31 protein-coding genes are annotated in these 22,156 nt (G+C 58.7%); 3 read left to right on the top strand and 28 right to left on the bottom strand.

Going from position 1 to position 22,156, the window contains the following annotated elements:
* The 4 genes from GYH29_RS02125 to GYH29_RS02110 all read right to left on the bottom strand — a co-directional run bounded on the left by GYH29_RS02125 (nt 1) and on the right by GYH29_RS02110 (nt 6,737).
* Nucleotides 1-1,638 carry a methyl-accepting chemotaxis protein gene (locus GYH29_RS02125; RefSeq protein WP_141113104.1) on the bottom strand — a complete coding sequence of 546 codons (1,638 nt, stop codon included), beginning with the start codon at nt 1,636-1,638 and terminating at the stop codon, nt 1-3.
* 197 nt (nt 1,639-1,835) lie between these two features.
* Complete coding sequence (locus GYH29_RS02120; protein WP_161523104.1) at nt 1,836-3,323, bottom strand: CoA-acylating methylmalonate-semialdehyde dehydrogenase; 1,488 nt, start codon at nt 3,321-3,323, stop codon at nt 1,836-1,838.
* Between the two features lie 41 nt (nt 3,324-3,364).
* Nucleotides 3,365-4,681, bottom strand: coding sequence for an aspartate aminotransferase family protein (locus GYH29_RS02115; RefSeq protein WP_019102987.1), 1,317 nt, complete (start codon nt 4,679-4,681; stop codon nt 3,365-3,367).
* Nucleotides 4,682-4,859: 178 nt separating this feature from the next.
* The gene (locus GYH29_RS02110) at nt 4,860-6,737 is read right to left on the bottom strand and encodes a methyl-accepting chemotaxis protein (RefSeq protein WP_019102988.1); all 1,878 of its coding nucleotides are present in this window, start codon (nt 6,735-6,737) and stop codon (nt 4,860-4,862) included.
* A gap of 246 nt (nt 6,738-6,983) precedes the next feature.
* Between GYH29_RS02110 and GYH29_RS02105 the strand changes: the two genes are divergently transcribed.
* From GYH29_RS02105 to GYH29_RS02095, 3 genes are read left to right on the top strand one after another with little or no spacing between them, the layout of a single operon-like run.
* Entirely contained in the window at nt 6,984-8,381 is a 1,398-nt protein-coding gene (locus GYH29_RS02105; protein ID WP_039755786.1) for an aminotransferase-like domain-containing protein, read from the top strand.
* A gap of 35 nt (nt 8,382-8,416) precedes the next feature.
* Entirely contained in the window at nt 8,417-9,214 is a 798-nt protein-coding gene (locus tag GYH29_RS02100) for an MOSC domain-containing protein (RefSeq protein WP_019102990.1), read from the top strand.
* A 51-nt stretch (nt 9,215-9,265) separates the two neighbouring features.
* Nucleotides 9,266-10,177 (top strand): glutaminase, encoded by a 912-nt coding sequence (locus tag GYH29_RS02095; protein WP_019102991.1) that lies wholly within the window; start codon nt 9,266-9,268, stop codon nt 10,175-10,177.
* A 110-nt stretch (nt 10,178-10,287) separates the two neighbouring features.
* On the opposite strand, the gene rplQ is transcribed toward GYH29_RS02095, so the two are convergent.
* The 24 genes from rplQ to rplB form a co-directional block, all read right to left on the bottom strand.
* Entirely contained in the window at nt 10,288-10,683 is a 396-nt protein-coding gene (gene rplQ / locus GYH29_RS02090; RefSeq protein WP_019102992.1) for a 50S ribosomal protein L17, read from the bottom strand.
* A 25-nt stretch (nt 10,684-10,708) separates the two neighbouring features.
* Nucleotides 10,709-11,692 carry a DNA-directed RNA polymerase subunit alpha gene (locus tag GYH29_RS02085; RefSeq protein WP_039755788.1) on the bottom strand — a complete coding sequence of 328 codons (984 nt, stop codon included), beginning with the start codon at nt 11,690-11,692 and terminating at the stop codon, nt 10,709-10,711.
* Between the two features lie 23 nt (nt 11,693-11,715).
* Entirely contained in the window at nt 11,716-12,336 is a 621-nt protein-coding gene (rpsD, locus tag GYH29_RS02080) for a 30S ribosomal protein S4 (protein WP_043594097.1), read from the bottom strand.
* Nucleotides 12,337-12,354: 18 nt separating this feature from the next.
* Complete coding sequence (gene rpsK / locus GYH29_RS02075) at nt 12,355-12,750, bottom strand: 30S ribosomal protein S11 (protein ID WP_008955659.1); 396 nt, start codon at nt 12,748-12,750, stop codon at nt 12,355-12,357.
* 19 nt (nt 12,751-12,769) lie between these two features.
* Nucleotides 12,770-13,132, bottom strand: coding sequence for a 30S ribosomal protein S13 (gene rpsM / locus GYH29_RS02070; protein WP_019102771.1), 363 nt, complete (start codon nt 13,130-13,132; stop codon nt 12,770-12,772).
* A gap of 70 nt (nt 13,133-13,202) precedes the next feature.
* Nucleotides 13,203-13,316: a 50S ribosomal protein L36 gene (gene rpmJ / locus GYH29_RS02065; RefSeq protein WP_011137711.1), complete on the bottom strand. Its 114-nt coding sequence runs from the start codon at nt 13,314-13,316 to the stop codon at nt 13,203-13,205.
* 261 nt (nt 13,317-13,577) lie between these two features.
* Nucleotides 13,578-14,897 carry a preprotein translocase subunit SecY gene (secY, locus tag GYH29_RS02060; RefSeq protein ID WP_039755684.1) on the bottom strand — a complete coding sequence of 440 codons (1,320 nt, stop codon included), beginning with the start codon at nt 14,895-14,897 and terminating at the stop codon, nt 13,578-13,580.
* Between the two features lie 11 nt (nt 14,898-14,908).
* The gene (gene rplO / locus GYH29_RS02055; RefSeq protein ID WP_019102768.1) at nt 14,909-15,340 is read right to left on the bottom strand and encodes a 50S ribosomal protein L15; all 432 of its coding nucleotides are present in this window, start codon (nt 15,338-15,340) and stop codon (nt 14,909-14,911) included.
* Between the two features lie 3 nt (nt 15,341-15,343).
* Nucleotides 15,344-15,529: a 50S ribosomal protein L30 gene (rpmD, locus tag GYH29_RS02050; RefSeq protein ID WP_011137715.1), complete on the bottom strand. Its 186-nt coding sequence runs from the start codon at nt 15,527-15,529 to the stop codon at nt 15,344-15,346.
* Nucleotides 15,522-16,040, bottom strand: a complete 519-nt coding sequence (gene rpsE / locus GYH29_RS02045) for a 30S ribosomal protein S5 (protein WP_043594101.1) — start codon at nt 16,038-16,040, stop codon at nt 15,522-15,524. The genes rpmD and rpsE overlap by 8 nt, the downstream gene beginning before the upstream one ends.
* A gap of 13 nt (nt 16,041-16,053) precedes the next feature.
* Nucleotides 16,054-16,407, bottom strand: coding sequence for a 50S ribosomal protein L18 (gene rplR, locus GYH29_RS02040; RefSeq protein ID WP_019104497.1), 354 nt, complete (start codon nt 16,405-16,407; stop codon nt 16,054-16,056).
* Between the two features lie 13 nt (nt 16,408-16,420).
* Nucleotides 16,421-16,954 (bottom strand): 50S ribosomal protein L6, encoded by a 534-nt coding sequence (gene rplF, locus GYH29_RS02035; protein ID WP_081574304.1) that lies wholly within the window; start codon nt 16,952-16,954, stop codon nt 16,421-16,423.
* 9 nt (nt 16,955-16,963) lie between these two features.
* A complete protein-coding gene (gene rpsH / locus GYH29_RS02030) occupies nt 16,964-17,359 on the bottom strand; it encodes a 30S ribosomal protein S8 (protein ID WP_019104495.1) in 396 nt (131 codons plus the stop codon).
* A gap of 14 nt (nt 17,360-17,373) precedes the next feature.
* Entirely contained in the window at nt 17,374-17,679 is a 306-nt protein-coding gene (rpsN, locus tag GYH29_RS02025) for a 30S ribosomal protein S14 (protein WP_081546296.1), read from the bottom strand.
* Between the two features lie 4 nt (nt 17,680-17,683).
* Entirely contained in the window at nt 17,684-18,223 is a 540-nt protein-coding gene (gene rplE, locus GYH29_RS02020) for a 50S ribosomal protein L5 (RefSeq protein ID WP_019104493.1), read from the bottom strand.
* Nucleotides 18,224-18,233: 10 nt separating this feature from the next.
* Nucleotides 18,234-18,548, bottom strand: coding sequence for a 50S ribosomal protein L24 (rplX, locus tag GYH29_RS02015; RefSeq protein ID WP_019104492.1), 315 nt, complete (start codon nt 18,546-18,548; stop codon nt 18,234-18,236).
* Between the two features lie 9 nt (nt 18,549-18,557).
* Nucleotides 18,558-18,926: a 50S ribosomal protein L14 gene (gene rplN, locus GYH29_RS02010; protein WP_019104491.1), complete on the bottom strand. Its 369-nt coding sequence runs from the start codon at nt 18,924-18,926 to the stop codon at nt 18,558-18,560.
* A gap of 203 nt (nt 18,927-19,129) precedes the next feature.
* Entirely contained in the window at nt 19,130-19,393 is a 264-nt protein-coding gene (gene rpsQ, locus GYH29_RS02005) for a 30S ribosomal protein S17 (RefSeq protein ID WP_043594104.1), read from the bottom strand.
* Between the two features lies 1 nt (nt 19,394).
* Entirely contained in the window at nt 19,395-19,583 is a 189-nt protein-coding gene (gene rpmC / locus GYH29_RS02000) for a 50S ribosomal protein L29 (protein WP_011137725.1), read from the bottom strand.
* Complete coding sequence (gene rplP / locus GYH29_RS01995) at nt 19,583-19,999, bottom strand: 50S ribosomal protein L16 (RefSeq protein ID WP_019101458.1); 417 nt, start codon at nt 19,997-19,999, stop codon at nt 19,583-19,585. Before rplP ends, rpmC begins: the two co-directional genes overlap by 1 nt.
* Nucleotides 19,983-20,684 (bottom strand): 30S ribosomal protein S3, encoded by a 702-nt coding sequence (gene rpsC / locus GYH29_RS01990; protein WP_043594108.1) that lies wholly within the window; start codon nt 20,682-20,684, stop codon nt 19,983-19,985. The genes rplP and rpsC overlap by 17 nt, the downstream gene beginning before the upstream one ends.
* Before the next feature lie 10 nt (nt 20,685-20,694).
* Nucleotides 20,695-21,024, bottom strand: a complete 330-nt coding sequence (gene rplV / locus GYH29_RS01985) for a 50S ribosomal protein L22 (protein WP_019099946.1) — start codon at nt 21,022-21,024, stop codon at nt 20,695-20,697.
* A gap of 9 nt (nt 21,025-21,033) precedes the next feature.
* Nucleotides 21,034-21,312: a 30S ribosomal protein S19 gene (gene rpsS, locus GYH29_RS01980; protein ID WP_019099947.1), complete on the bottom strand. Its 279-nt coding sequence runs from the start codon at nt 21,310-21,312 to the stop codon at nt 21,034-21,036.
* 6 nt (nt 21,313-21,318) lie between these two features.
* A complete protein-coding gene (gene rplB, locus GYH29_RS01975; RefSeq protein ID WP_043594111.1) occupies nt 21,319-22,152 on the bottom strand; it encodes a 50S ribosomal protein L2 in 834 nt (277 codons plus the stop codon).
* Nucleotides 22,153-22,156: the final 4 nt, after the last annotated feature.

Here is a 22,156-nt window from a genome sequence, read left to right as displayed (position 1 = left end):
TCAACAGCGGAAGCGCGACACCAGCCCGCGCAGACTGCCGGCCAGCTGGCGCATGTCCGCCAGTGCCGCCGAGGCGGTGGACGCCGCCTGCGCGTTCTTACTGGAGCTCATCGCAATCTGCTCGACGTATTGGGCGATATCCTGGCTGGCGGTGCCTTGCTCCTTCAGCGCGTGTGAAATATCGTTGACCACGCCCAGTACCCCGCCGGCGCTCTGACTGATCTCGCCCACCGCCGCGCCGCCCTGCTCGGCCAGCTCCAGGCCGTTCTTGGCGCGCCGCACCGCCTCTTCCATCGAACCGTGCGATTGGGTTGAGCTTTGCTGGATCTCGGCGATCATGCCGGCAATCTCTTCGGTAGCCTGAGCGGTGCGCTCGGACAGCTTGCGCACCTCGTCCGCCACCACCGCGAAGCCGCGGCCCTGCTCGCCGGCGCGCGCAGCCTCGATCGCCGCGTTCAGAGCCAGGAGATTGGTTTGATCGGCGATGTCCTTGATCACTTGCATGATGCCGGAAATCACCTGGGCCTTATCCACCAGCTCGTTGATGGTGCCGGCGGCCAGCTCCACTGACTCATTAATGCGGCGCATTTCCGCCACCGCGCGCGAAATCACCTCGCTGCCCTGCTGCGACGATTCACCGGACTGCTCGGACAAGCTGCGGGCGTCCTGCGCGCGGTCGGAAATATGGTTGATGCTGACAGTTAGTTCTTCTATCGACGCCGCCATCGAGGTAGCCGCCTCGCTCTGCCGTTCCGAGCCGTTCGCCACTTCGCTGGCATGGCTGCTGACATCCGCGCTCATCTCCGACACCCGATTGGCCGCAGCGGCGATTTCGCCCACCAGCTGCCGCAACTCTCCCTGCATGCCGGCCACATTGGCCAGCAGGCTATCGCGGTCACCAGCCTTCACCGGCACCGCCATATCCAGCTGGCCGGCAGCGATGCGCTTGACGATGTCCACAGTGACCGCCGGCTCGCCGCCCAACTGGCCCAGCACGCTGCGCATGATGTAGCCGCCCAGACCAGCCAGCAGCAGCAGGATCACGCCAACCTCCAACGCCAGGTTGAACAACGATTTGTGATAGGCGGCCGCCACATCGTCCAGATAAATGCCTGTGCCCAGCACCCAGCCCCAGCCGGGGGAGGTCATCAAATAGGAGATCTTGGGCTGCGGCGCGTCAAAACCCGGCTTGTCCCATACATAAGCGGCATAGCCCTTGCCGCCTCCTGCGCTCAAGGCCTGGTCGAACAGCTGGCCCATGTCCTGGCCGCTCCCCTCCTTGACCCCATGCAGATTTTTGCCGATCAAAGCCGGCTTCACGCCGTGTGCGACGTAGGTCAGGCCCTTGTCGAAGGCGAAGAAATACTCGCGCTCGTCGTAGCGCATGCTGCTCAAGGCCGCCGCCGCCAGTTGCTTGGCCTGCGGCTCGCTCATCTTGCCGTCCGCCGCCATCTTCTCGTAAGACGTCACCAGCGCCGCTGCGGACTCCACCAGATTGCGCGTCTTGTCCTTGCGGTCCTGCAACATGGTGTCCCGCTCTCGCATCACCGAGAGCACACCTATCGCCGTCACCAGCAGCGCCATCGCCACTAATAGCAAAAGCAGCCGGCCGCGCAGGCTCATTGTTGTTTTATTCATCTCCATCTCCCCACACCTTGTTAACTTATTCTAGACAGTGCTTATCGCTCTTTTTATGCGATTAGTCCCAGTTTGAGGCATTTCGATGAAAAGCATCAATAGCATAAAAAAACCCGGATCGCTCCGGGTTAAGCTGGACGCGAGCACGCATGCCCGCATCCAGAGTCGTCATTCCTCTGCTTTTAGTTCGCCAATGCTCACTTCATCGTCGGCATCACGAATTCGGCGGTCATCTTGACCGGCCAGCGGCTGGTCACCGTCTTCATCCGAGTATAAAAACGCACACCTTCCGGGCCGTGCATATGATGGTCGCCGAACAACGAAGCTTTCCAGCCGCCAAAGCTGTGGAAAGCCATCGGCACCGGAATCGGCACATTGATGCCCACCATGCCCACCTGAATGCGGTGGCCGAACTCGCGCGCGGCGCCTCCGGAACGGGTAAAGATGCTGGTGCCGTTGGCAAAGGGATGGGCGTTGATCAGGCTGACCGCGCTGTCGAAGTCCGGCACCCGCACCACCGCCAGCACCGGCCCGAAGATTTCCTCCTTGTAGATGGTCATCTCCGGCGTCACATGGTCGAACAGGCATCCGCCGAGGAAAAATCCGTCCTCGTGACCGGGATGGCGGTAGCCGCGGCCGTCCACCACCAGTTGCGCGCCTTCGGCCACGCCCTGATCGACATAGCCGGTCACCTTGTCCAAATGCTGGCGCGTCACCAACGGCCCCATTTCCGCCGCCGCGTCGTCGCCCACGCCTATCTTCAGATTGCGCGCGCGCTCTGCCAGCCGCTCCACCAGCGCGTCGCCGATATCGCCCACCGCCAGCACCACTGAGATCGCCATGCAGCGCTCGCCGGCCGAGCCGTAGGCGGCGCCGATCAGCGCCTCCACCGCGCCGTCCAGATCCGCGTCCGGCATCACCACCAGGTGGTTCTTGGCGCCGCCCAGCGCCTGCACCCGCTTGCCATGGCGCGCGCCGGTTTCGTAGATGTACTGGGCAATGGGCGTTGAGCCGACGAAGCTGAGCGCGGCGATGTCAGGATGGACAAGCAAGGCGTCCACCGCCTGCTTGTCGCCGTGCACCACGTTGAATACTCCGGCCGGCAAGCCGGCCTGCTGCAGCAGTTCGGCCAATAGCAAGGCGGCGGACGGGTCGCGCTCGGACGGCTTGAGGATGAAGCAGTTGCCGCAGGCCAGCGCCACCGGGAACATCCACAACGGCACCATGGCCGGAAAGTTGAACGGGGTGATGCCGGCCACCACGCCCAGCGGCTGACGCATGGAATGGCTATCGATGCCGCCGCCCACCTGCTCGGTGAACTCGCCTTTCAGCAGCTGCGGAATACCGCAGGCGAACTCCACCACTTCCAGGCCGCGGGTAACCTCGCCGATGGCGTCGGACACTACTTTGCCGTGCTCGCTGGAAATCAGCGCCGCCAGCCGCTGCTGGTTTTGCTCCAGCAACTCCTTGAATTTGAACATCACCCGCGCCCGCTTCAGCGGCGAGGTTTCCGCCCAGGCCGGGAAAGCCTTGCGCGCCGCAGCCACCGCGGCCTGGACCTCGTCCGGGCTCGCCAGCGGCACGCGGGCGGCGACGCTGCCCAGCGCCGGGTTATAGACATCGCCAAAGCGGCCGCTGCGGCCTTCGCAGCGTTCGCCGCCAATGTAATGAGGAATGGTCTGCATGTTCGTTCCGATGGGTATAGGTTGGGTATTCGGCGCCGCGCTCATTCGCAGGCGCGCAAGGCGGAGGCAATGGTCTCGAACAGCCGGTCGATCTCGTGCTTCTCAATGATCAGCGGCGGCGAAACCGCCAGGATGTCGCCGGTGAAACGCACCAGCACGCCTTGTTCCCAGCACTTGAGGAAAACATCGAAACCGCGCTGTCCAGCCGCGCCCGCCCGGCTGTCCAGTTCAATGCCGGCCACCAGGCCCAAATTGCGGATGTCCTTGACGTAGGGCTGGCCGCGCAAAGCGTGCGCACGCTCCTCGAAATAAGCGGACAGGCCGGCGGCGCGCTCGAACAATTGCTCGTCGCGGTACAGGTCCAGCGAGGCGATCGCCGCGGCGCAAGCCAGCGGGTGGGCGGAATAGGTGTAGCCGTGCGGGAACTCGATCATGCGCTCGCCGGCGGCGGCCATGAAGGCGTCGTGGATCTCCGGCTTCACCAGCAAGGCGCCCATCGGCACCACGCCGTTGGTCAGGCCCTTGGCGCAGGTGATGATGTCCGGCAGCACGCCGAACTTGTTGGCGGCCCAATCCGCGCCCAAACGGCCGAAACCGGTGATCACTTCGTCGAAAATCAGCAGGATGCCGTAGCGGTCGCAGATTTCGCGCAAACGCCGCAAATAGCCCTTGGGAGGAATTAGAACGCCGGTGGAACCGGCCATCGGCTCGACAATGACGGCGGCGATGGTGGACGGATCGTGCAGGGTCAGTATCCGCGCTTCCAATTCGTCCGCGAATTCTGCGCCGTGCTCGGGCTCGCCGCGGCTGAAAGCGTTGCGGGCAAGGTCGTGAGTGCTGCGCAAATGGTCCACCGCCGGCAAGGACACCGGAAAATGCTTGCGGTTGCCGGCCATGCCGCCCACCGAGATGCCGCCGAAGTTGACACCGTGATAGCCGCGCTCGCGGCCGATCAGCTTAACGCGGGCGGCGTCGCCGCGCACGCGGTGATAAGCCACCGCCATCTTCAGTGCGGTATCCACCGCCTCTGAGCCGGAACCCACGAAGAACGCCTTGCTCAAGCCCTTGGGCGCCATCGCCACCAGCTTGTCGGCGGCCTCGAAAGCCTTGGGATGCGCCATCTGGAACGGCGGCGCATAGTCCAGCGTCGCCACCTGTCGCTGCACTGCCTCGACGATGGGCTTGCGGTTGTGGCCGGCGGTCACGCACCACAGGCCGGCGCTGCCGTCCAGGATCTTGCGGCCCTGGTCGTCGGTGTAATACATGCCGTCGGCGCTCACCAGCATGCGCGGCGCGCTCTTGAACTGGCGGTTGGCGGTGAACGGCATCCAGAACGCGTCCATCTGCGGCTGATTCATCGTTGTCTCCCCTGGCTCTTGGCCGAATGATGACAACTAATCTAGCCGCGACACCAATACAATTACAGGTACAGTTAGCGCGAATTTGCACCGCCCCGTATCGGCAAAGTCGCCAGTACAGTCCAAAACCATGAAAAAACCCGGCCGTAGCCGGGTTTCCTCTGTCGCGCCAATCGACTCAGACGCGGAAGCTGGAGAACAGCTGCCGCATATCCTTGGCCGCCTGCGACAAATCGTTCAAGGTGTCGTGCACGGTCTGCAAGGCGCCGTCGCTGTCGACAATGCGGCCGTTGATCTGCTCGGTGCTCTGCGCGATCAAGGTGGTGGCCTTGTGCTGCTCGCTTGTGGACAAGGTGATCTCGTTCATCTTGGCCATCACTTCCTGCATCGCCTGCTGGATCTGCTCGATACGCTGCACCGCGCTGTCGGTCAGTTCCACGCCGTCGTCCACCGAGTTGACGGTGCGCTGCATATTGGTCACCGCCTGGCTGGTTTCCTCGCGGATGGTGCTGACCATGCTGGAAATCTCCACCGTGGCCTGGCCGGTGCGCTCGGCCAGTTTGCGCACTTCGTCCGCCACCACCGCGAAACCGCGGCCCATTTCGCCGGCGCGCGCCGCTTCAATCGCCGCATTCAAGGCCAACAAGTTGGTTTGATCGGCGATATCCTTGATCACATTGGTGATGCCGCTGATCTGCTGCGAGCGCTGATCCAGCGACACCAACATGCCGGACAAGCCCTTCACCGCCTCCACCGTGCTGTTCATCTCGCGGGAGATGCGCTGCATTTCGTCTGCGCTTTCGCTAGATACGGTACCGGTGTGGTTGACCAGCGAATCCGCCTCGCGCGCGGCGTCGGCGATATGGGAAATGCTGACGGTGATTTCCTCCAGCGTCGCGGCGTTGGAGCTGGACACATCGGAAATCTGCCGAGAGTCGCGCGCCACCTGATCCACGGTGCTGGCCACGCTCTGCACGCCGTTGGTGACGTTTTCCGCCTCGGTTCGCACCGCCACGAACATGCTTTGCAAGCGATGGATGAAGCTGTTGAACGCGGTAGCGGTTTCGGCAATCTCATCCTGGCCCTGCACCTCGATGCGGCGGGTCAAATCGCCTTCGCCTTTGGAGATTTCCAGCATCGCATTGCGCAAGCGGCCCAAGCCGGCCAGCATCTTGCTCAGCATCACGCTGGCCACCGGGATCAGCACCACCACGCACAGCGCGCCCAGGCCCACCACGGTCAGCAGCAGTTTTTCCAGCGGCTCGCTGACCACGGACTTGTCTATCATCACGCCCAGCAGCCAGTTAGTGCCTTCCACCGGGTCGACTTGCACCAGCTTGGTCTCGCCGTTGACTTCGATTTCCTCCATCGCGCTGCTGGTGGACAGCTGCACCAGCTTCTCGCCGGTCAGCGCCGGCACTTTTTCCGCCAGCGGCTTCAGTGTCAGCGTGGTGTCCGGGTGCGCGATCACCTTGCCGGCCTTATCCACCAGGAAAGCGTAGCCGTTGCCGCGCAGCTTGGCGGACAGCACGGTTTTGACCAGATCGTCGATGAAGATGTCGCCGCCCACCACTGCTTTCAGCGTGGAACCGTCGAACACCGGTGACACGAAAGTCACTACCAGTTTCTTGGTGTCGAAATCGACGTAGGGATCGGATACGCCCGGCTTGCCGCTGGCCTGAGCCTGCTGATACCAAGGTCGCGCCACCGGATCGTAACCCGCCGGCTGCGGCTTGAAGTCGGAACGGATCATTTTGTGGTCAGCGGTACCGATATAGGTCATGTCGTAGCCGCCGGCCTGACTCAAGCGCGCCAGCATCGGCATAGGCTCTGGCGTTCCCACCACCGGATTGCCGGCAATCACCACCTTGACCTTGCTGCCATACCAGTCCTTGACCAGATTGGCGTAACCGCGTGAGGTGCTGGACAGCTCATTGTCCACTCCCTGGACAATCTCGTTGCGCATCTGGGTATACACCAGGGCCGTAATAATGGCGCCCAGCAAAACCAGCAACACCGCAATGAATACAATCAACTTTACACGCAAAGAGCGCATTTCCGTCCTCCATCCCCAATTCGACTTGGCCTGCCGCGATTGCTTGTCAATCCACGACAAAGCACTGTTATGATCATTCTCAATGCCAGTAGGCTCTATTCTTGTCTTAGCCGTTTCGTCCGCAAAGCTCAACAAAAAACATACAGATCAACGGCTGCGACATGCCATCCGGCTTATGACAAGATATTTATCACAAGCTGTTCTCAACGGACAGGCCCAATATCAATGATGCTCAAATAACGCGCAATGGCTAGCCTGAATCTTATGCCCATGGATGGCATTACATTGGTTGAAAACATCGTCAATTCAGCTATTTCCGCCATCCAATGCGGCCATTGGCGCAAAGGCGCAAAAATCCCATCTATTCGTAGAATGGCAGGGGAACTGGGCGTCAGCCCTTTCACCGTGGCTGAGGCCTACGATAGGCTGGTGACTCTGGGCTATCTGGCCGCGCGGCCGGGCTCGGGCTTTTACGTGGAGGCTAGACGGGAAAGCCGCCCCCCCGATCTGCCGGCAGCTCCTCGCGTCTGGCCAGTGGACGAATACTGGCTGCTTCGCAAGATTTACCAGCAGGACGCCAATACCCTGTTCGCTGGCTGCGGCTGGCTGCCCTCCCACTGGTACGACGCCGAAGCGCAGCAAAAAGCATTAAGGCAACTAGCCCGCGACGCCGTCGCTGCTCCCGGCTACGGCGATCCAAAAGGCTTTCTGCCCTTGCGCGAGCATCTGGCCGACCGCTTGTCCGAACGGGGCATCCCGGCACGCGCCGACGACATCGCGCTGACTCAGGGCGCCAGCCGCGCGCTGGACATGGCAGCCTGCGCGCTGCTACAAGCCGGAGACACCGTGCTAGTGGACGATCCAGGCTATTGCAACCTGCTGTCCTGCCTGGCGTTTCGCGAGTTCAAGCTGGTTCCCGTGCCTTGGACCGAACATGGCCCCGATCTCGAGCAGTTGCGCGCGCTGCTGCTCCAGCATCGACCGCGGGCCTTCTTCACCAATCCCTGGCTGCAAAACCCCACTGGCTCCAGCTATTCGCCGTCCGTCGCTCACCAGGTGCTGCGGCTGGCAGAGGAGTACGACTTCCTGATCGTGGAAGACAATGTTTCCGCGGACTTCGCCGGCGACCGCCAACCCGCGCTGGCGGCGCTGGATGGCCTCAAGCGCGTGCTCTACATCGATAGTTTCTCCAAGTCGCTGTCGCCGGGCCTGCGCGTGGGCTATCTATGCGGCCCGACCGAACTGCTAGAGCGCATCGTCCATTACAAGATGATGTCCGGGCTGACCTCGCCGGAGCTGAACGAAAGGCTGGCGCTGGAACTGGTGTCAGAGGGCCGCTACCGCCGTCAGCTGGAGCGGCTGCGCGCACGGTTGGCCGAAGCCCAAGCGCAATGCCAGCAACTGTTTCTCGAACACGGCTGGCAGTTGTTCGCGCGGCCGTCCAACGGCCTGTTCCTGCTGGCGCGGCCGCCTGGCGAACTGGACTCTAGACAGCTGGCCGAACAGGCGCAGCAACACAAGATCCTCCTCGCGCCCGGCCATCTATTCCGCGCCTACGGCATGCCCTCCGACTGGCTGCGCTTCAATGTCGCCTTCAGCCAGGACCGTCGGCTGTGGGATTTTCTGAGTTGCCCGCCACAGTGATAACATGCGGTAACCACAGCCTAGCGGAGCCCTTCATGCAACTTGTCGAAATGTTCGTCCATCCGTTGAAATCCTGTCGCGGCCTTTCCTACAGCCGCGCCTTCGCCGGCAAGCAGGGCCTGCTGCATGACCGCGAGTGGCTTCTGGCGAGCGAGAACGGCCGCTTCTTCACCGCCCGCTCCCACCCGCAGCTAGTGCGCGTGGAGGTGGACCTGATTCCCGGCGGCGCGCTGTTCAAATTTCCAGGCAAGCCGCCGGTGCTGGCAATGAGCACTCAATACCAGCAAGAAGCGCCGGCCACAGTATGGAAGGACAACTTCGCCGCCTATCACGGCGATGCCGCGGTCGATCGTTGGTTCAGCGAAGTACTGGACGAACCCTGCCGGCTGCTATGGCTAGGCATGCATTCCAATCGCCGGCTGAAGGACAGCGAACACGCGATGTCCTTCGCCGACGGCTATCCTTATTTACTAGTGAATCAGGCATCGCTGGATGCGCTGAACGACGAACTGGATCAACCGGTTACTCTGCGGCATTTCCGCCCCAATCTGGTGGTCAATGGCGATTACGCCTGGGAAGAGGACGATTGGAAAGTCGTGCAGATCGGCGATGTGGTGTTCGATGTCGCCAAGCCCTGCACTCGCTGCGTGCTGACCACGGTAGACCCGGATACCGGCATCAAGTCGCCGGAGCAGCAGCCTTTACGCACGCTGGTCAGCATCCGCACCTTGCCGGAAGGCGTCTGCTTCGGCGTCAACTTGGTGCCTCGCAATGAAGGCCTGCTGGAGTTGGGCGCTGAATTCAGCGTGCTGGAAACCCGCTACGAGTTTTGATTTTCCAACGCCGGCCATCGGCGTTTTGACTGATTTATGCTGAATAGATTAATGAATCTGCAAGACTTACTCGATCAAATCCACGACGAAGTTGCCGCCTACTACGGCCAAGGCCGCGTCGCAGACTACATCCCGGCGCTGGCCGAAGTGCCGCCACGCCAATTCGGCATGGCCATCACCACCTTGGACGGCCGCCATTACCGCTGCGGCGACGCCGCCGTCCCCTTCTCCATCCAAAGCATTTCCAAAGCCTTCATGCTGGCGCTCACGCTGGAGGCCGATGGCGACTCCTTATGGAGCCATGTAGGCAAAGAACCGTCCGGCAACCCGTTCAATTCACTGGTGCAGCTGGAATACGAAGACGGCGTTCCTCGCAACCCCTTCATCAACGCAGGCGCGCTGGTGGTCACCGACCGCGCCATCAGCCATTTTGAAGACGCCCACGGCGCCTTGCTGACCCGCTTGCGCCAAGAGTCCGGCAACGCCACGCTATGCGGCAATGCCCGCGTCGCCGAATCCGAGCGCGCCCACGGTCATCGGAACGCAGCGCTGGCGCACTTCATGAAAAGCTACGACAACCTCGACAACGAGGTGGAAACCGTACTGCAGCAGTATTTCAACAGCTGCAGCATCACGATGAACTGCGTGGAGCTGGCCAATGCAGGCTTATTCCTCGCCAACCACGGCATCACCCGAGACGGCTTGCAGTCGCTAAGCCGCAGCCAGGCCAAGCAAATCAACGCGGTGATGCTGACCTGCGGCACTTACGACGCCGCCGGCGAGTTCGCCTACCGCGTCGGCCTGCCAGTGAAAAGCGGCGTTGGCGGCGGCATGCTGGCCATCATACCCGGCAAAATGAGCATCGCCGTGTGGAGCCCCGAACTGGATAGCAAGGGCAATTCGGTGCTGGGCCTGGAAGCGTTGGATCGCTTCACCACGCGCACAGGCCTCTCGATTTTTTAAGCCACCCCGCCAGCTGGCGCCGGATAAGAAAAAGCCCGCTCAAAGGCGGGTTTTTTTCCGGCAATGAAAAAAGCCAGGCTTGCGCCTGGCTTCTTTCTCAACTTCGTCGATTACTCGGCGGAGTTGTCTTCAACCGCTACGGCATCTTCCGCACGGTCCACCAGCTCTACCAGAGCCATCGGGGCGTTGTCGCCCTTGCGGAAACCGTACTTCAGGATACGCACATAACCACCATTGCGAGCGGAGAAGCGCGGGCCGAGAACGTCGAAGAGTTTAACCACGATATCGCGGTCACGAGTGCGGTCAAACGCCAGACGACGGTTGGCGAGAGACGGCTTTTTGCCGAGCGTAATCAACGGCTCGGCCACACGACGCAGTTCCTTGGCTTTCGGCAGCGTGGTCACGATAACTTCGTGCTTCAGCAGCGAATTCGCCATGTTGCGCAGCATCGCCAGACGATGGCTGGTCGTGCGGTTCAGTTTACGATTACTGTAACGATGACGCATTGTTAATGTCCTTTTATCTCAAACCTTACGGCTTTTCGAGGCCAGCAGGCGGCCAGTTCTCGAGTTTCATCCCGAGAGTCAGGCCTTTGGAAGCGAGAACTTCCTTGATCTCGTTCAGCGACTTGCGGCCGAGGTTCGGAGTCTTCAGAAGCTCGGTTTCAGTACGCTGGATCAGATCGCCGATGTAATAAATGTTCTCAGCTTTCAGGCAGTTGGCCGAACGAACCGTCAGTTCAAGATCGTCTACCGGACGCAGCAGGATCGGATCGATCGGCGGCGCCTTTTCAACGACTTCTTCAACCGCTGTGCCTTGGAGATCGGCAAAGATCGACAGCTGATCCATCAGAATACGGGCAGCGTTGCGCACTGCCTGTTCCGGCTCAATCACGCCGTTGGTCTCGATATCGAGAACCAGGCGGTCGAGATCGGTACGCTGCTCAACACGGGCGCTTTCCACAGCGAAGCTCACGCGGCGAACCGGCGAGAAGGAAGCATCCAGTTGAATGGTACCGATGGAACGGTTGTCTTCATGATTGGATCGAACCGACACCGGCTGATAGCCGCGGCCTTTTTCGATCTTGATCTCCATGTCGATCTTACCGCCAGAAGAGATGTGACAAATCACGTGGTCCGGATTGATCACTTCCACATCGTGCGGCAGTTCGATATCGCCAGCCAAGACAGCGCCTTCGCCGTCCTTTTTCAAGGACAACACAACACTGTCACGACCATGCAGCTTAAGCACTACGCCCTTGAGGTTGAGGAGGATGTCTACGACATCCTCGCGCACGCCATCAAGTGCGGAATACTCATGCAAAACGCCAGCGATAGTCACTTCGGTCGGAGCATAGCCCGGCATCGACGACAGCAGAATCCGGCGCAGCGAATTACCCAGAGTATGAGCGTAGCCGCGCTCGAACGGCTCCATCGACACACGAGCGTGAGTGGCGGAAACCGGCTGAACGTCGATAAGACGAGGTTTCAGAAATTCCGAAGCGCTGTTTTGCATAGTCATTCCCTAAGAGCTAGCGATTACTTGGAGTAGAATTCCACAACGAGTTGTTCGTTGATATCGCTAGACAGTTCGGAACGTTCCGGAGCGGATTTGAAAGTGCCTTCCATTTTCTTGGAGTCAACCAGAACCCAAGACGGGAAGCCACCCTGCTCGGCCAGAGCCAGACCTTCTACGATACGGGCCTGTTTCTTGGCTTTTTCACGGACGGACACTACGTCACCGGCTTTAACCTGGTAGGACGGAATGTTCACAACCTGGCCGTTCACAACGATAGCCTTGTGGCTAACCAGCTGGCGCGCTTCGGCGCGAGTGGAGCCAAAGCCCATGCGATATACAACGTTATCCAGGCGGGCCTCGAGCAGCTTCAGCAGGTTTTCACCCGTGGAGCCTTTGCGACGCACAGCTTCCGCAAAGTAATTGCGGAACTGACGCTCGAGTACACCGTAAATACGACGGATTTTCTGCTTTTCACGCAGTTGCACACCGTAGTCAGACAGGCGGCTCTTACGAGCGCCATGCTGGCCCGGAGGGCTATCCAGTTTGCACTTGGAATCCAGTGCACGACGCGCGCTCTTCAGGAAAAGGTCGGTGCCTTCACGACGAGCGAGCTTACACTTAGGGCCGATATAACGTGCCATGTTCTCACACTCTCCGAATTAGATACGACGTTTTTTGGGCGGACGGCAACCGTTGTGCGGTACCGGCGTCACGTCGGAGATGCTGGTGATCTTGAAACCCAGCGCGTTGAGTGCGCGAACAGCGGATTCACGACCCGGACCCGGGCCCTTGATACGAACTTCGAGGTTCTTCACACCGTATTCTTGGGCAACTTTACCAGCGTGCTCTGCTGCTACCTGAGCAGCAAAGGGTGTACTCTTGCGCGAGCCCTTGAAACCAGCGCCGCCAGAGGTAGCCCAAGACAATGCATTGCCTTGACGGTCGGTGATCGTGATGATGGTGTTGTTGAACGAAGCGTGCACGTGCACGATGCCTTCGCTAACAGACTTGCGCACTTTCTTGCGTACACGAACTGCTGTGTTTGCTTTAGCCATTATCTGTTGTTCCTATTAATTACTTCTTGCCGGCGATCGCCTTACGCGGCCCCTTGCGGGTGCGAGCGTTAGTGCGAGTGCGCTGACCGCGGCACGGCAGGCCACGACGATGGCGGAAGCCGCGATAGCAGCCCATGTCCATCAGACGCTTGATGCTCATGGTGACTTCGCGACGCAGATCACCTTCAACGGTGAACTTGGCGACTTCGTCACGCAGAGCTTCCATTTCAGCGTCAGTCAGATCCTTCACTTTCGTGGAAGGGTTCACGCTGGCAGCAGCACAAATCTGCTGGGCGCGAGTCTGACCGATGCCGAAAATTGCCTGCAGGCCGATAACGGCATGCGCATGATTGGGGATGTTTACCCCTGCAATACGGGCCATACTCTTTCCTTAAGCCTTAAGACCTTGAAAAGTTTGCGATTGTAACACGCAAATCCAGGTCTAACAAATGTTAGCCTTGTTTTTGCTTGTGACGCGGATCCGTGCAAATCACGCGAACTACGCGATTGCGACGAATGATTTTGCAGTTGCGGCAAATCTTCTTTACCGAAGGCTGTACTCGCATGTCAGTTCCTTTCAATCCTCTAAAAGAGCAAGTGCGTTATTTCGCACGGAACACTATCCGGGACGGGCAGGACCGAGGAGAAACCCCTCGCCCCAAACCGCAGTCAGATTGGATGCGAATGCCTATGCAATCGCACCCCGTCTGAAGTGCCCGGTTACCACGTGTCCATTCACAAGCAAAACTCCGAAGCGGACTCCGGAATTTCGCACTGCATCTGGATGGTGTCTTCCTTAGCCAATAACCCAGCGCAAGCTCAAGTTGTCAGCGCGTGAGCGCGTTGCCTTTGAAGTTGGCCTTCTTAAGCAAGCTCTCGTACTGATGCGACAGCACGTAAGACTGTACCTGCGCCATGAAGTCCATGGTTACCACCACAATGATCAGCAGCGATGTGCCGCCGAAGTAGAACGGCACGTTCCACTTCAAGATCAGGAATTCCGGCAACAAGCAGACCAGTGTGATGTAGATCGCACCAATCAGCGTCAGCCGCAGAATGATCTTCTCGATGTACCGGGAAGTCTGCTCACCAGGACGAATACCCGGGATGAAGGCACCGCTCTTCTTCAGGTTGTCAGCCGTTTCCTTCGGGTTGAACACCAACGCCGTGTAGAAATAGCAGAAGAAGACGATGGCCGCCGCATACAGCAGCACGTAGATCGGCTGACCGGGATGCAGTTTGTCTGCGATGCCCTTCAGCCAGCCCATGTGCTCGCCCTGACCGAACCAGCCGAGAACGGTGGCCGGGAACAGGATGATGCTGGACGCGAAAATCGGCGGAATCACCCCCGCCATGTTGAGCTTGAGCGGCAAATGCGTGCTCTGGCCCTGCATGACGCGATTGCCCACCTGCCGTTTGGCGTAGTTCACCAGGACTTTGCGTTGGCCGCGCTCGGCGTACACCACCACATAAGTCACCACGATCACTCCGACAAACAACACGACGGCAAACAGGATAGGCAAAGAACCCTGACTGGTTAGAGTCAAGGTCTTGCCGATCGCAGCCGGAACGCCAGCGGCGATACCTGCGCAGATGATCAACGAAATGCCGTTGCCAATCCCGCGCTCGGTAATCTGCTCGCCCAGCCACATGAGGAACATGGTGCCGGTTACCAGCGATACGACAGTCGTCAGGTAGAACTCCCACTGCGGAGTCACCACCAGGTTAGGCTGCTTGTACAGCATCACCGCAATGCCGAAACTTTGGAAAGTCGCGAGCAGAACGGTGGCGTAACGTGTGTACTGGGTTATCTTACGACGTCCCGCATCGCCCTCCTTCTTCAGCTGTTTGAGGCTCGGAAGAACCTCGGAGGCGAGCTGAAGAATGATGGAGGCCGAGATGTACGGCATAATGCCAATGGCAAAAACCGTAAACCTCGAGAGGGCGCCGCCCGAGAACATGTTGAACATGTCGAGCAGGCCCGTCTGCGATGAGTGGAACAACTTCGCTAGCTCGGCAGGGTTGATACCCGGAACCGGGATGTGGGCACCGATGCGATAAACGATCAGGGCACCAATCAGGAACCAGATTCGACGCTTGAGATCACCAAACTTATTGGCATTTGCCACTAGAGAAGTATTCGCCACAGATTATTGCCTTATTCTACGCTGCCGCCGGCAGCTTCGATGGCGGCGCGAGCGCCGGCAGTTACGCCAACGCCGCGCAGTTTTACTGCGCGCTCAATCTTGCCGGACAGCACCACCTTGGCGGAAGTCGCCTGGATGGAAGCCAGACCAGCTTGCTTGAGAGAGAGCAGGTCGATTTCATCAACCGGCAGCAGGTTCAGCTCGGACAGGCGAATCTCGGCAACCTTGCCTGCGTTCAGCGACTTGAAGCCGCGTTTCGGCAGACGACGTTGCAGCGGCATTTGACCGCCTTCAAAACCAACCTTGTGGAAACCACCTGCACGGCTCTTCTGACCTTTGTGACCGCGGCCACAAGTCTTGCCCAGGCCGCTGCCGATGCCACGGCCTACACGGCGCTTGGCATGCTTGGCGCCGGCACCCGGCTGTACAGTGTTCAGCAGCATCTCTTAGCCCTCGAATTTCAACAAGTAGCTGATCTTGTTGATCATGCCACGGTTTTCAGGGGTATCGAGCACTTCAACAGTCTGGCGAATTTTCTTCAGACCCAGACCACGGGCGCAAGCCTTGTGAGACTCCAGGCGACCGATCAGGCTCTTTACCAGAGTGACCTTTACAGTCTTGGCGTTACTCATGGCTCACCCCCAGGATGTCCTCGACGCTCAGGCCACGCTTGGAGGCGATTTGCGCCGGGGTGTTGATGTTGCTCAGACCATCCAGAGTTGCACGCACCACGTTGTACGGGTTGGTGGAACCATGAATTTTTGCCGAGACGTTATGAACACCCATAGCATCAAAGATAGCGCGCATCGGGCCGCCGGCTTTCACACCGGTACCTTCTTTAGCGGGCTGGATGAATACAGTGGTAGCGCCGTGCTTGCCAACCACAGTGTGGTGGAAAGTGCCGTTTTTCAACGGAACCTTAACCATGTTGTGGCGAGCTTGTTCCATTGCCTTTTGTACGGCAACCGGAACTTCCTTGGAACGGCCCTTACCCATGCCGATTCCGCCATCGCCATCACCTACCACGGTCAAGGCGGAGAAAGCCATGATACGGCCGCCTTTAACCACTTTGGTGACGCGGTTGACGCTGATCATTTTCTCGACCAGACCGTCGCCACGATCTTCCGTTTCGTGTTTAGCCATTCTTCACTCCGAATTAGAATACGAGACCGTGTTCGCGAGCGGCGTCAGCCAGCGCTTTCATACGACCGTGGTATTTGAAACCAGAGCGGTCGAAAGCGACTTTCTCGATGCCAGCGGCTTTTGCTTTTTCAGCAATGCGCTTGCCGATCACGGCTGCAGCTGCCACGTTGCCGCCGTTTTTGAGATCAGCGCGTACGTCGGTTTCCAGCGAAGAGGCGCTGGCCAGTACTTTGCTGCCAGTCTCATCAACGATCTGGGCATAAATGTGGCTATTGGTGCGATACACAGTGAGACGCACCATCTTGAGCTCCGCGATCCGGGCACGGGTTTTACGTGCGCGGCGGAGTCGAGCTTGTTTCTTGTCCATATCAGTGCCTCAGTTACTTCTTCTTGGTTTCTTTCAGAACCACAACCTCATCAGCGTAACGAACGCCCTTGCCTTTGTACGGCTCGGGAGCGCGGTAAGCGCGGATTTCGGCAGCCACCTGGCCAACGCGCTGCTTGTCAGCGCCTTTGATCAGGATCTCGGTCTGACTCGGAGTCTCAGCTTTAACGCCTTCAGGCATTTGATGAGCCACCGGGTGGGAGAAACCCAGAGACAGGTTCAGGGTGTCGCCTTGGGCCTGGGCACGATAGCCCACGCCTACCAGCTGCAGCTTCTTCTCGAAGCCTTTGGACACGCCGGTCACCATATTGTTCAGCAGCGCGCGCAGAGTGCCGGACATGGCACGAGCGAACTTGCTGTCGTTCTTGGCGGCGAATGTCAGTTGGCCGTTGTCCAGCTTGACATCTACCTCTTCGCACAGAGCGGTGCTCAGGGAGCCCAGGGCGCCCTTCACAGTCACTTCTGCAGCGCCGAATTTCACTTCGACGCCAGCCGGGATGATTACGGGATTCTTAGCTACGCGAGACATTTGACCCCCTTAAGCCACGACGCACAGCAACTCGCCGCCGATGCCGGCCGCGCGCGCTTTGCGATCAGTCATAACGCCTTTGGAGGTGGACAGGATAGCCACGCCCAAGCCATTCATGACTTTCGGGATTTCGGTGGAGCCCTTGTACACACGCAGGCCAGGGCGGGAAACGCGGTCAATGCGCTCGATCACCGGACGGCCAGCATAGTACTTGAGCTGGATATCGAGAACAGGCTTCTTCTCTTCGCCGGCAACGGCGAAGTCTTCGATGTAGCCTTCTTCTTTCAACACCTGCGCCAGCGCAATTTTCAGCTTGGAAGACGGCATGGAAACAGCCACCTTGGAAGCCATTTGGCCGTTGCGGATGCGGGTCAACATATCGGAAATAGGATCGTGCATGCTCATTTATGTGTCTCCTATTACCAGCTGGCCTTCACAACCCCCGGAATCTCGCCCTTCAGAGCGATTTCACGGAGTTTGTTACGACCCAGACCGAATTTGCGGAATACGCCACGCGGACGACCGGTAATGGCGCAGCGACGACGCTGGCGAACCGGGGAAGCATTGCGCGGCAGCTGCTGCAGTTGCAGGCGAGCTGCAAAGCGCTCTTCTTCCGAGAGGCTTTGATTGTTGATAGTCGCGATAAGGGCTTCGCGCTTGGCAGCAAATTTTGCAGCCAGCTTGACACGCTTCTCTTCGCGCTGAATCAGTGCAAGTTTTGCCATGTGCTTAACCCTTGAACGGGAACTTGAACGCGGCCAGCAAAGCGCGGGCCTCTTCGTCAGTCTTCGCGGTGGTGGTAACAGTAATGTTCATACCACGCAGAGCATCGATCTTGTCGTACTCGATTTCCGGGAAGATGATCTGTTCTTTAACGCCCATGTTGTAGTTGCCGCGGCCGTCGAAAGACTTGGCGGAAACACCACGGAAGTCGCGAACGCGCGGCAGCGCGATCGTCACCAGGCGGTCCAGGAACTCGTACATGCGTTCGCGACGCAGAGTTACCTTGCAACCCACCGGATAGTGATCGCGAATCTTGAAGCCTGCGATGGATTTGCGAGCGGTGGTGACAACCGGCTTCTGGCCGGCGATCTTTTCCAGGTCGCCCACGGCGAAATCCATTACCTTTTTATCGGCAACAGCTTCGCCCACACCCATGTTCACAGTGATCTTCTCAATGCGCGGGACTTGCATGATGGACTTGTAGCCGAACTGTTTCATCAGTTCAGGCACTACGGTGTCTTTGTAGAAATCGTAGAGACGTGCCATGTTTTGTTCCTTACGCGCCAATGACTTCGCCGTTGGACTTGAACACGCGTACCTTGCGGCCGTCTTCAAGAATCTTGAAGCCTACGCGGTCAGCCTTTTGGCTTGCCGGATTGAAAATGGCGACGTTCGATGCGTCAACAGGCATGGTCTTTTCAACGATGCCGCCGGCCACGCCACGCACCGGATTCGGCTTCTGGTGTTTCTTGGCGACATTCACGCCTTCAACAACCAGTTTCTCGTCCAGAACGCGCAGAACGGTGCCGCGCTTACCTTTGTCTTTGCCGGTGATTACTACGACTTCATCACCCTTGCGAATTTTGCGCATGCGATCTCCTTACAGTACTTCAGGAGCCAGCGAAACGATCTTCATGAAGCGCTCGGTACGCAGTTCACGCGTAACAGGCCCGAAGATACGAGTGCCGATAGGCTCAAGCTTGTTGTTGAGCAGGACGGCGGCGTTGCCGTCAAACTTGATCAACGAGCCATCCGGACGACGCACGCCTTTGGCAGTGCGAACCACAACCGCGTTGTAAACGTCGCCTTTTTTGACGCGTCCACGCGGTGCAGCATCCTTGATGGTCACCTTGATGATGTCGCCTACGCTTGCATAGCGACGCTTGGAACCGCCCAACACTTTGATGCACATAACGTGACGCGCACCTGTATTGTCAGCGACCTCAAGCATGGTCTGCATTTGGATCATGTGATGATTACCTTTCTAATCCAACTTTATCCGTCACTCTCACCTGCCGGTTTCTCGCATAAGAGCAAGACCAAACAGACGAAACGCCACAGAAACTGTGGCGTATCCAACGGCCAGTTTTGGACCCCGTAAGGGCGGAACTCCTACCCGATAGGGGTAGGAAGATGGCCATTATACAGGGAGCTTTCGCCCCCTGCAAGTCTTTACACCTGGCGGGATTTCTCTACCAGGGCAGTTACCACCCACGTCTTGGTCTTCGAGAGCGGACGGGACTCGCTGATAACAACGATATCGCCGGCCTTGAACTCGTTGTTCTCGTCGTGCGCGTGGAACTTCTTAGAACGACGGATAATCTTGCCGTAGATCGGGTGCTTTACTTTGCGCTCGACCAGCACGGTCACGGTTTTATCCATCTTGTCGCTGACTACGGTACCGGTCAGCGTACGTACCACTTTGGTTTCGCTCATCTTAAACTGCCTTTTCTTTCAGAACGGTGCGCACGCGAGCGATGTCGCGACGTACTTTCTTCAGTTCAGAGGTCTTGGCGAGTTGCTGAGTGGCGTGCTGCATGCGCAGAGCAAACTGGGCCTTCAAGAGGCTAAGCAGTTCCGCCTTCAGCTCGTCAACAGTTTTGGCTTTCAGTTCGGACGCTTTCATTACTGACCTACCTGTCTAGTTACAAACACAGTGGCGATCGGCAACTTGGCTGCGGCCAGACGGAAAGCTTCACGAGCGAGTTCCTCGGAAACACCATCCATTTCGTACAGCATCTTGCCAGGCTGGATTTCGGCCACGTAGTACTCCGGAGAGCCTTTACCTCCGCCCATACGAACTTCAGCAGGCTTGGAAGTAATCGGCTTGTCCGGGAAGATGCGGATCCAGATGCGGCCGCCACGCTTGATGTGACGGGTCATCGCGCGACGCGCAGCTTCGATCTGGCGCGCGGTCAGACGACCACGACCAACCGCCTTCAGACCGAAATCACCAAAGCTCACTTTGTTGCCACGAGTAGCGATACCCGTGTTGCGGCCTTTATGCTGTTTACGGTACTTGAGTCTAGTTGGCTGCAGCATTTCGAGCACCCTTTCTCGATTTCTTCTCGGTCGCTACCGGAGCCGGTTGAACTTGACCCGGCTTGAGCTCGCCCTTGTATACCCATACCTTGATGCCGATGATACCGTAGGTAGTTTTGGCTTCGGAGGTAGCGTAGTCTACGTCTGCGCGCAGGGTATGCAGCGGCACGCGGCCTTCGCGGTACCATTCGCTACGAGCAATGTCGATACCGTTCAGACGGCCGGAGCTCATGATCTTGATGCCTTGAGCGCCCATGCGCATTGCGTTTTGCATAGCGCGCTTCATGGCGCGACGGAACATCACGCGCTTCTCCAGTTGGGAAGCGATGCCGTCGGCGATGATTTGAGCATCCAGTTCCGGCTTGCGAACTTCTTCGATGTTCACATGCACGGGAACGCCCAGGCGCTTTTGCAGTTCTTGCTTGAGCAGCTCGATGTCCTCGCCTTTTTTACCGATCACAACACCCGGACGGGCGCTGTGAATGGTGATGCGGGCGGACTTAGCCGGGCGCTCGATGGTCACACGGCCAACCGAAGCGTGACCCAGACGCTTTTTCAGGAATTCACGAACTTCGATATCCTGCTTCAGCATTTCCGGGAAGTTCTGCGAATTCGCGAACCACTTGGAAGACCAGTTTTTGTTAACGGCAAGACGGAATCCCGTCGGATGAATCTTCTGACCCATTTCTTACCCCTTAATTGCCAACGGTCAACGAGATGTGGCAGGTCTGCTTTTCGATGCGATTGCCACGACCCTTAGCACGGGCGGTGAAACGCTTCAGACTAGCGCCTTTGTCAACAAAGATGCCGGTGACACGCAGGGTGTCAATGTCGGCGCCTTCGTTGTGCTCGGCGTTAGCGATGGCAGATTCCAGCACTTTCTTGATGATTACCGCGCCCTTCTTCGGGGAGAAGGCCAAGATATTCAGAGCCTGATCAACGGACTTGCCGCGGATCAGATCGGCCACCAGGCGGCATTTTTGTGCCGACAGGCGAACGCTTTTCAGATTTGCAGATACTCTCATCGCTTCACCTTATCTCTTCTTCGCCTTCTTATCGGCCGCGTGGCCTTTGAAGGTACGAGTCAGCGAGAATTCGCCCAGTTTATGGCCGACCATGTTTTCGGAAACATAAACAGGCACATGGGTGCGACCGTTGTGCACAGCGATGGTCAGACCAATGAAATCCGGCAGGATGGTCGAACGACGAGACCAAGTCTTGATCGGACGCTTGTCGCTGGTTGCCCGCACCGCATCTACTTTTTTCAGCAGATGCAGATCAACGAACGGGCCTTTTTTCTGCGAACGTGCCATTGTCAATTACCCTTTTTTGGAATAGCGACGGCGTACGATCATATTGTCGGTACGCTTGTTGCGACGGGTACGGAAGCCCTTAGCCGGAGTGCCCCACGGGCTAACCGGCACACGGCCTTCACCAGTACGGCCTTCACCACCACCGTGCGGGTGGTCAACCGGGTTCATGGCAACGCCACGAACGGTCGGACGGATACCGCGCCAGCGAGTAGCGCCAGCCTTGCCCAGCTTGCGCAGGGAGTGCTCTTCGTTACCCACTTCACCAACAGTCGCTCGGCAATCAACGTGCACCAGGCGAATTTCGCCCGAACGCAGACGCAGTTGAGCGTAAGCGCCTTCGCGAGCCAGCAGCATCGCGGACGCGCCAGCGGAACGAACCATCTGAGCGCCCTTGCCAGGCTGCATTTCCACGCAGTGGATAGTGGTACCCACCGGGATGTTGCGGATCGGCAGAGCGTTACCGGCCTTGATCGGAGCTTCCGCGCCGGACAACAGCTCAGCGCCTGCTTTCACACCGCGCGGGGCGATGATGTAGCGACGCTCGCCATCGGCGTAGCACAGGAGAGCGATGTGAGCGGTGCGGTTCGGATCGTATTCGATGCGTTCCACTTTCGCCGGGATGCCATCCTTGTTGCGACGGAAGTCGATGATGCGGTAGTGCTTCTTGTGGCCACCGCCACGATGACGCGTGGTGATGTGACCATTGTGGTTACGGCCACCGGTGGAAGATTTCTTTTCCAACAGGGCGGCGTGCGGAGCACCTTTGTGCAGGTCAGGGTTTACTACCTTGACAACGGCACGGCGGCCCGCGGAAGTCGGTTTTACCTTAACGATAGGCATGCTC

The organism is Chromobacterium haemolyticum (genome assembly GCF_009936155.1).
In the GTDB taxonomy this organism is placed as follows: domain Bacteria; phylum Pseudomonadota; class Gammaproteobacteria; order Burkholderiales; family Chromobacteriaceae; genus Chromobacterium; species Chromobacterium haemolyticum.
Note: the sequence above shows the minus strand (reverse complement) of the source record. Positions and strands in the feature narration are given on the sequence as shown.

Coding starts and splice junctions, on each gene's coding strand:
- rplN (WP_019104491.1), bottom strand. CDS start 18,926: ATGATCCAAATGCAGACCATGCTTGAGGTCGCTGACAATACAGGTGCG.
- rpsM (WP_019102771.1), bottom strand. CDS start 13,132: ATGGCCCGTATTGCAGGGGTAAACATCCCCAATCATGCGCATGCCGTT.
- rplB (WP_043594111.1), bottom strand. CDS start 22,152: ATGCCTATCGTTAAGGTAAAACCGACTTCCGCGGGCCGCCGTGCCGTT.
- rpsD (WP_043594097.1), bottom strand. CDS start 12,336: ATGGCACGTTATATCGGCCCTAAGTGTAAGCTCGCTCGTCGTGAAGGC.
- rpmC (WP_011137725.1), bottom strand. CDS start 19,583: ATGAAAGCGTCCGAACTGAAAGCCAAAACTGTTGACGAGCTGAAGGCG.
- rpsC (WP_043594108.1), bottom strand. CDS start 20,684: ATGGGTCAGAAGATTCATCCGACGGGATTCCGTCTTGCCGTTAACAAA.
- rplV (WP_019099946.1), bottom strand. CDS start 21,024: ATGAGAGTATCTGCAAATCTGAAAAGCGTTCGCCTGTCGGCACAAAAA.
- GYH29_RS02115 (WP_019102987.1), bottom strand. CDS start 4,681: ATGAATCAGCCGCAGATGGACGCGTTCTGGATGCCGTTCACCGCCAAC.
- rplX (WP_019104492.1), bottom strand. CDS start 18,548: ATGCGCAAAATTCGCAAGGGTGATGAAGTCGTAGTAATCACCGGCAAA.
- rpsN (WP_081546296.1), bottom strand. CDS start 17,679: ATGGCAAAACTTGCACTGATTCAGCGCGAAGAGAAGCGTGTCAAGCTG.
- rplQ (WP_019102992.1), bottom strand. CDS start 10,683: ATGCGTCATCGTTACAGTAATCGTAAACTGAACCGCACGACCAGCCAT.
- GYH29_RS02095 (WP_019102991.1), top strand. CDS start 9,266: ATGAATCTGCAAGACTTACTCGATCAAATCCACGACGAAGTTGCCGCC.
- rplO (WP_019102768.1), bottom strand. CDS start 15,340: ATGCTGCTGAACACTGTACAGCCGGGTGCCGGCGCCAAGCATGCCAAG.
- GYH29_RS02110 (WP_019102988.1), bottom strand. CDS start 6,737: ATGCGCTCTTTGCGTGTAAAGTTGATTGTATTCATTGCGGTGTTGCTG.
- rpsS (WP_019099947.1), bottom strand. CDS start 21,312: ATGGCACGTTCGCAGAAAAAAGGCCCGTTCGTTGATCTGCATCTGCTG.
- rpmD (WP_011137715.1), bottom strand. CDS start 15,529: ATGAGTAACGCCAAGACTGTAAAGGTCACTCTGGTAAAGAGCCTGATC.
- rplE (WP_019104493.1), bottom strand. CDS start 18,223: ATGGCACGTCTCTACGATTTCTACAAAGACACCGTAGTGCCTGAACTG.
- rplF (WP_081574304.1), bottom strand. CDS start 16,954: ATGTCTCGCGTAGCTAAGAATCCCGTAATCATCCCGGCTGGCGTCGAA.
- rplP (WP_019101458.1), bottom strand. CDS start 19,999: ATGCTGCAGCCAACTAGACTCAAGTACCGTAAACAGCATAAAGGCCGC.
- GYH29_RS02100 (WP_019102990.1), top strand. CDS start 8,417: ATGCAACTTGTCGAAATGTTCGTCCATCCGTTGAAATCCTGTCGCGGC.
- GYH29_RS02085 (WP_039755788.1), bottom strand. CDS start 11,692: ATGCAAAACAGCGCTTCGGAATTTCTGAAACCTCGTCTTATCGACGTT.
- rpsH (WP_019104495.1), bottom strand. CDS start 17,359: ATGAGCATGCACGATCCTATTTCCGATATGTTGACCCGCATCCGCAAC.
- rplR (WP_019104497.1), bottom strand. CDS start 16,407: ATGGACAAGAAACAAGCTCGACTCCGCCGCGCACGTAAAACCCGTGCC.
- rpsE (WP_043594101.1), bottom strand. CDS start 16,040: ATGGCTAAACACGAAACGGAAGATCGTGGCGACGGTCTGGTCGAGAAA.
- rpsK (WP_008955659.1), bottom strand. CDS start 12,750: ATGGCTAAAGCAAACACAGCAGTTCGTGTACGCAAGAAAGTGCGCAAG.
- GYH29_RS02120 (WP_161523104.1), bottom strand. CDS start 3,323: ATGCAGACCATTCCTCATTACATTGGCGGCGAACGCTGCGAAGGCCGC.
- rpsQ (WP_043594104.1), bottom strand. CDS start 19,393: ATGAGCGAAACCAAAGTGGTACGTACGCTGACCGGTACCGTAGTCAGC.
- rpmJ (WP_011137711.1), bottom strand. CDS start 13,316: ATGCGAGTACAGCCTTCGGTAAAGAAGATTTGCCGCAACTGCAAAATC.
- GYH29_RS02105 (WP_039755786.1), top strand. CDS start 6,984: ATGGCTAGCCTGAATCTTATGCCCATGGATGGCATTACATTGGTTGAA.
- GYH29_RS02125 (WP_141113104.1), bottom strand. CDS start 1,638: ATGAATAAAACAACAATGAGCCTGCGCGGCCGGCTGCTTTTGCTATTA.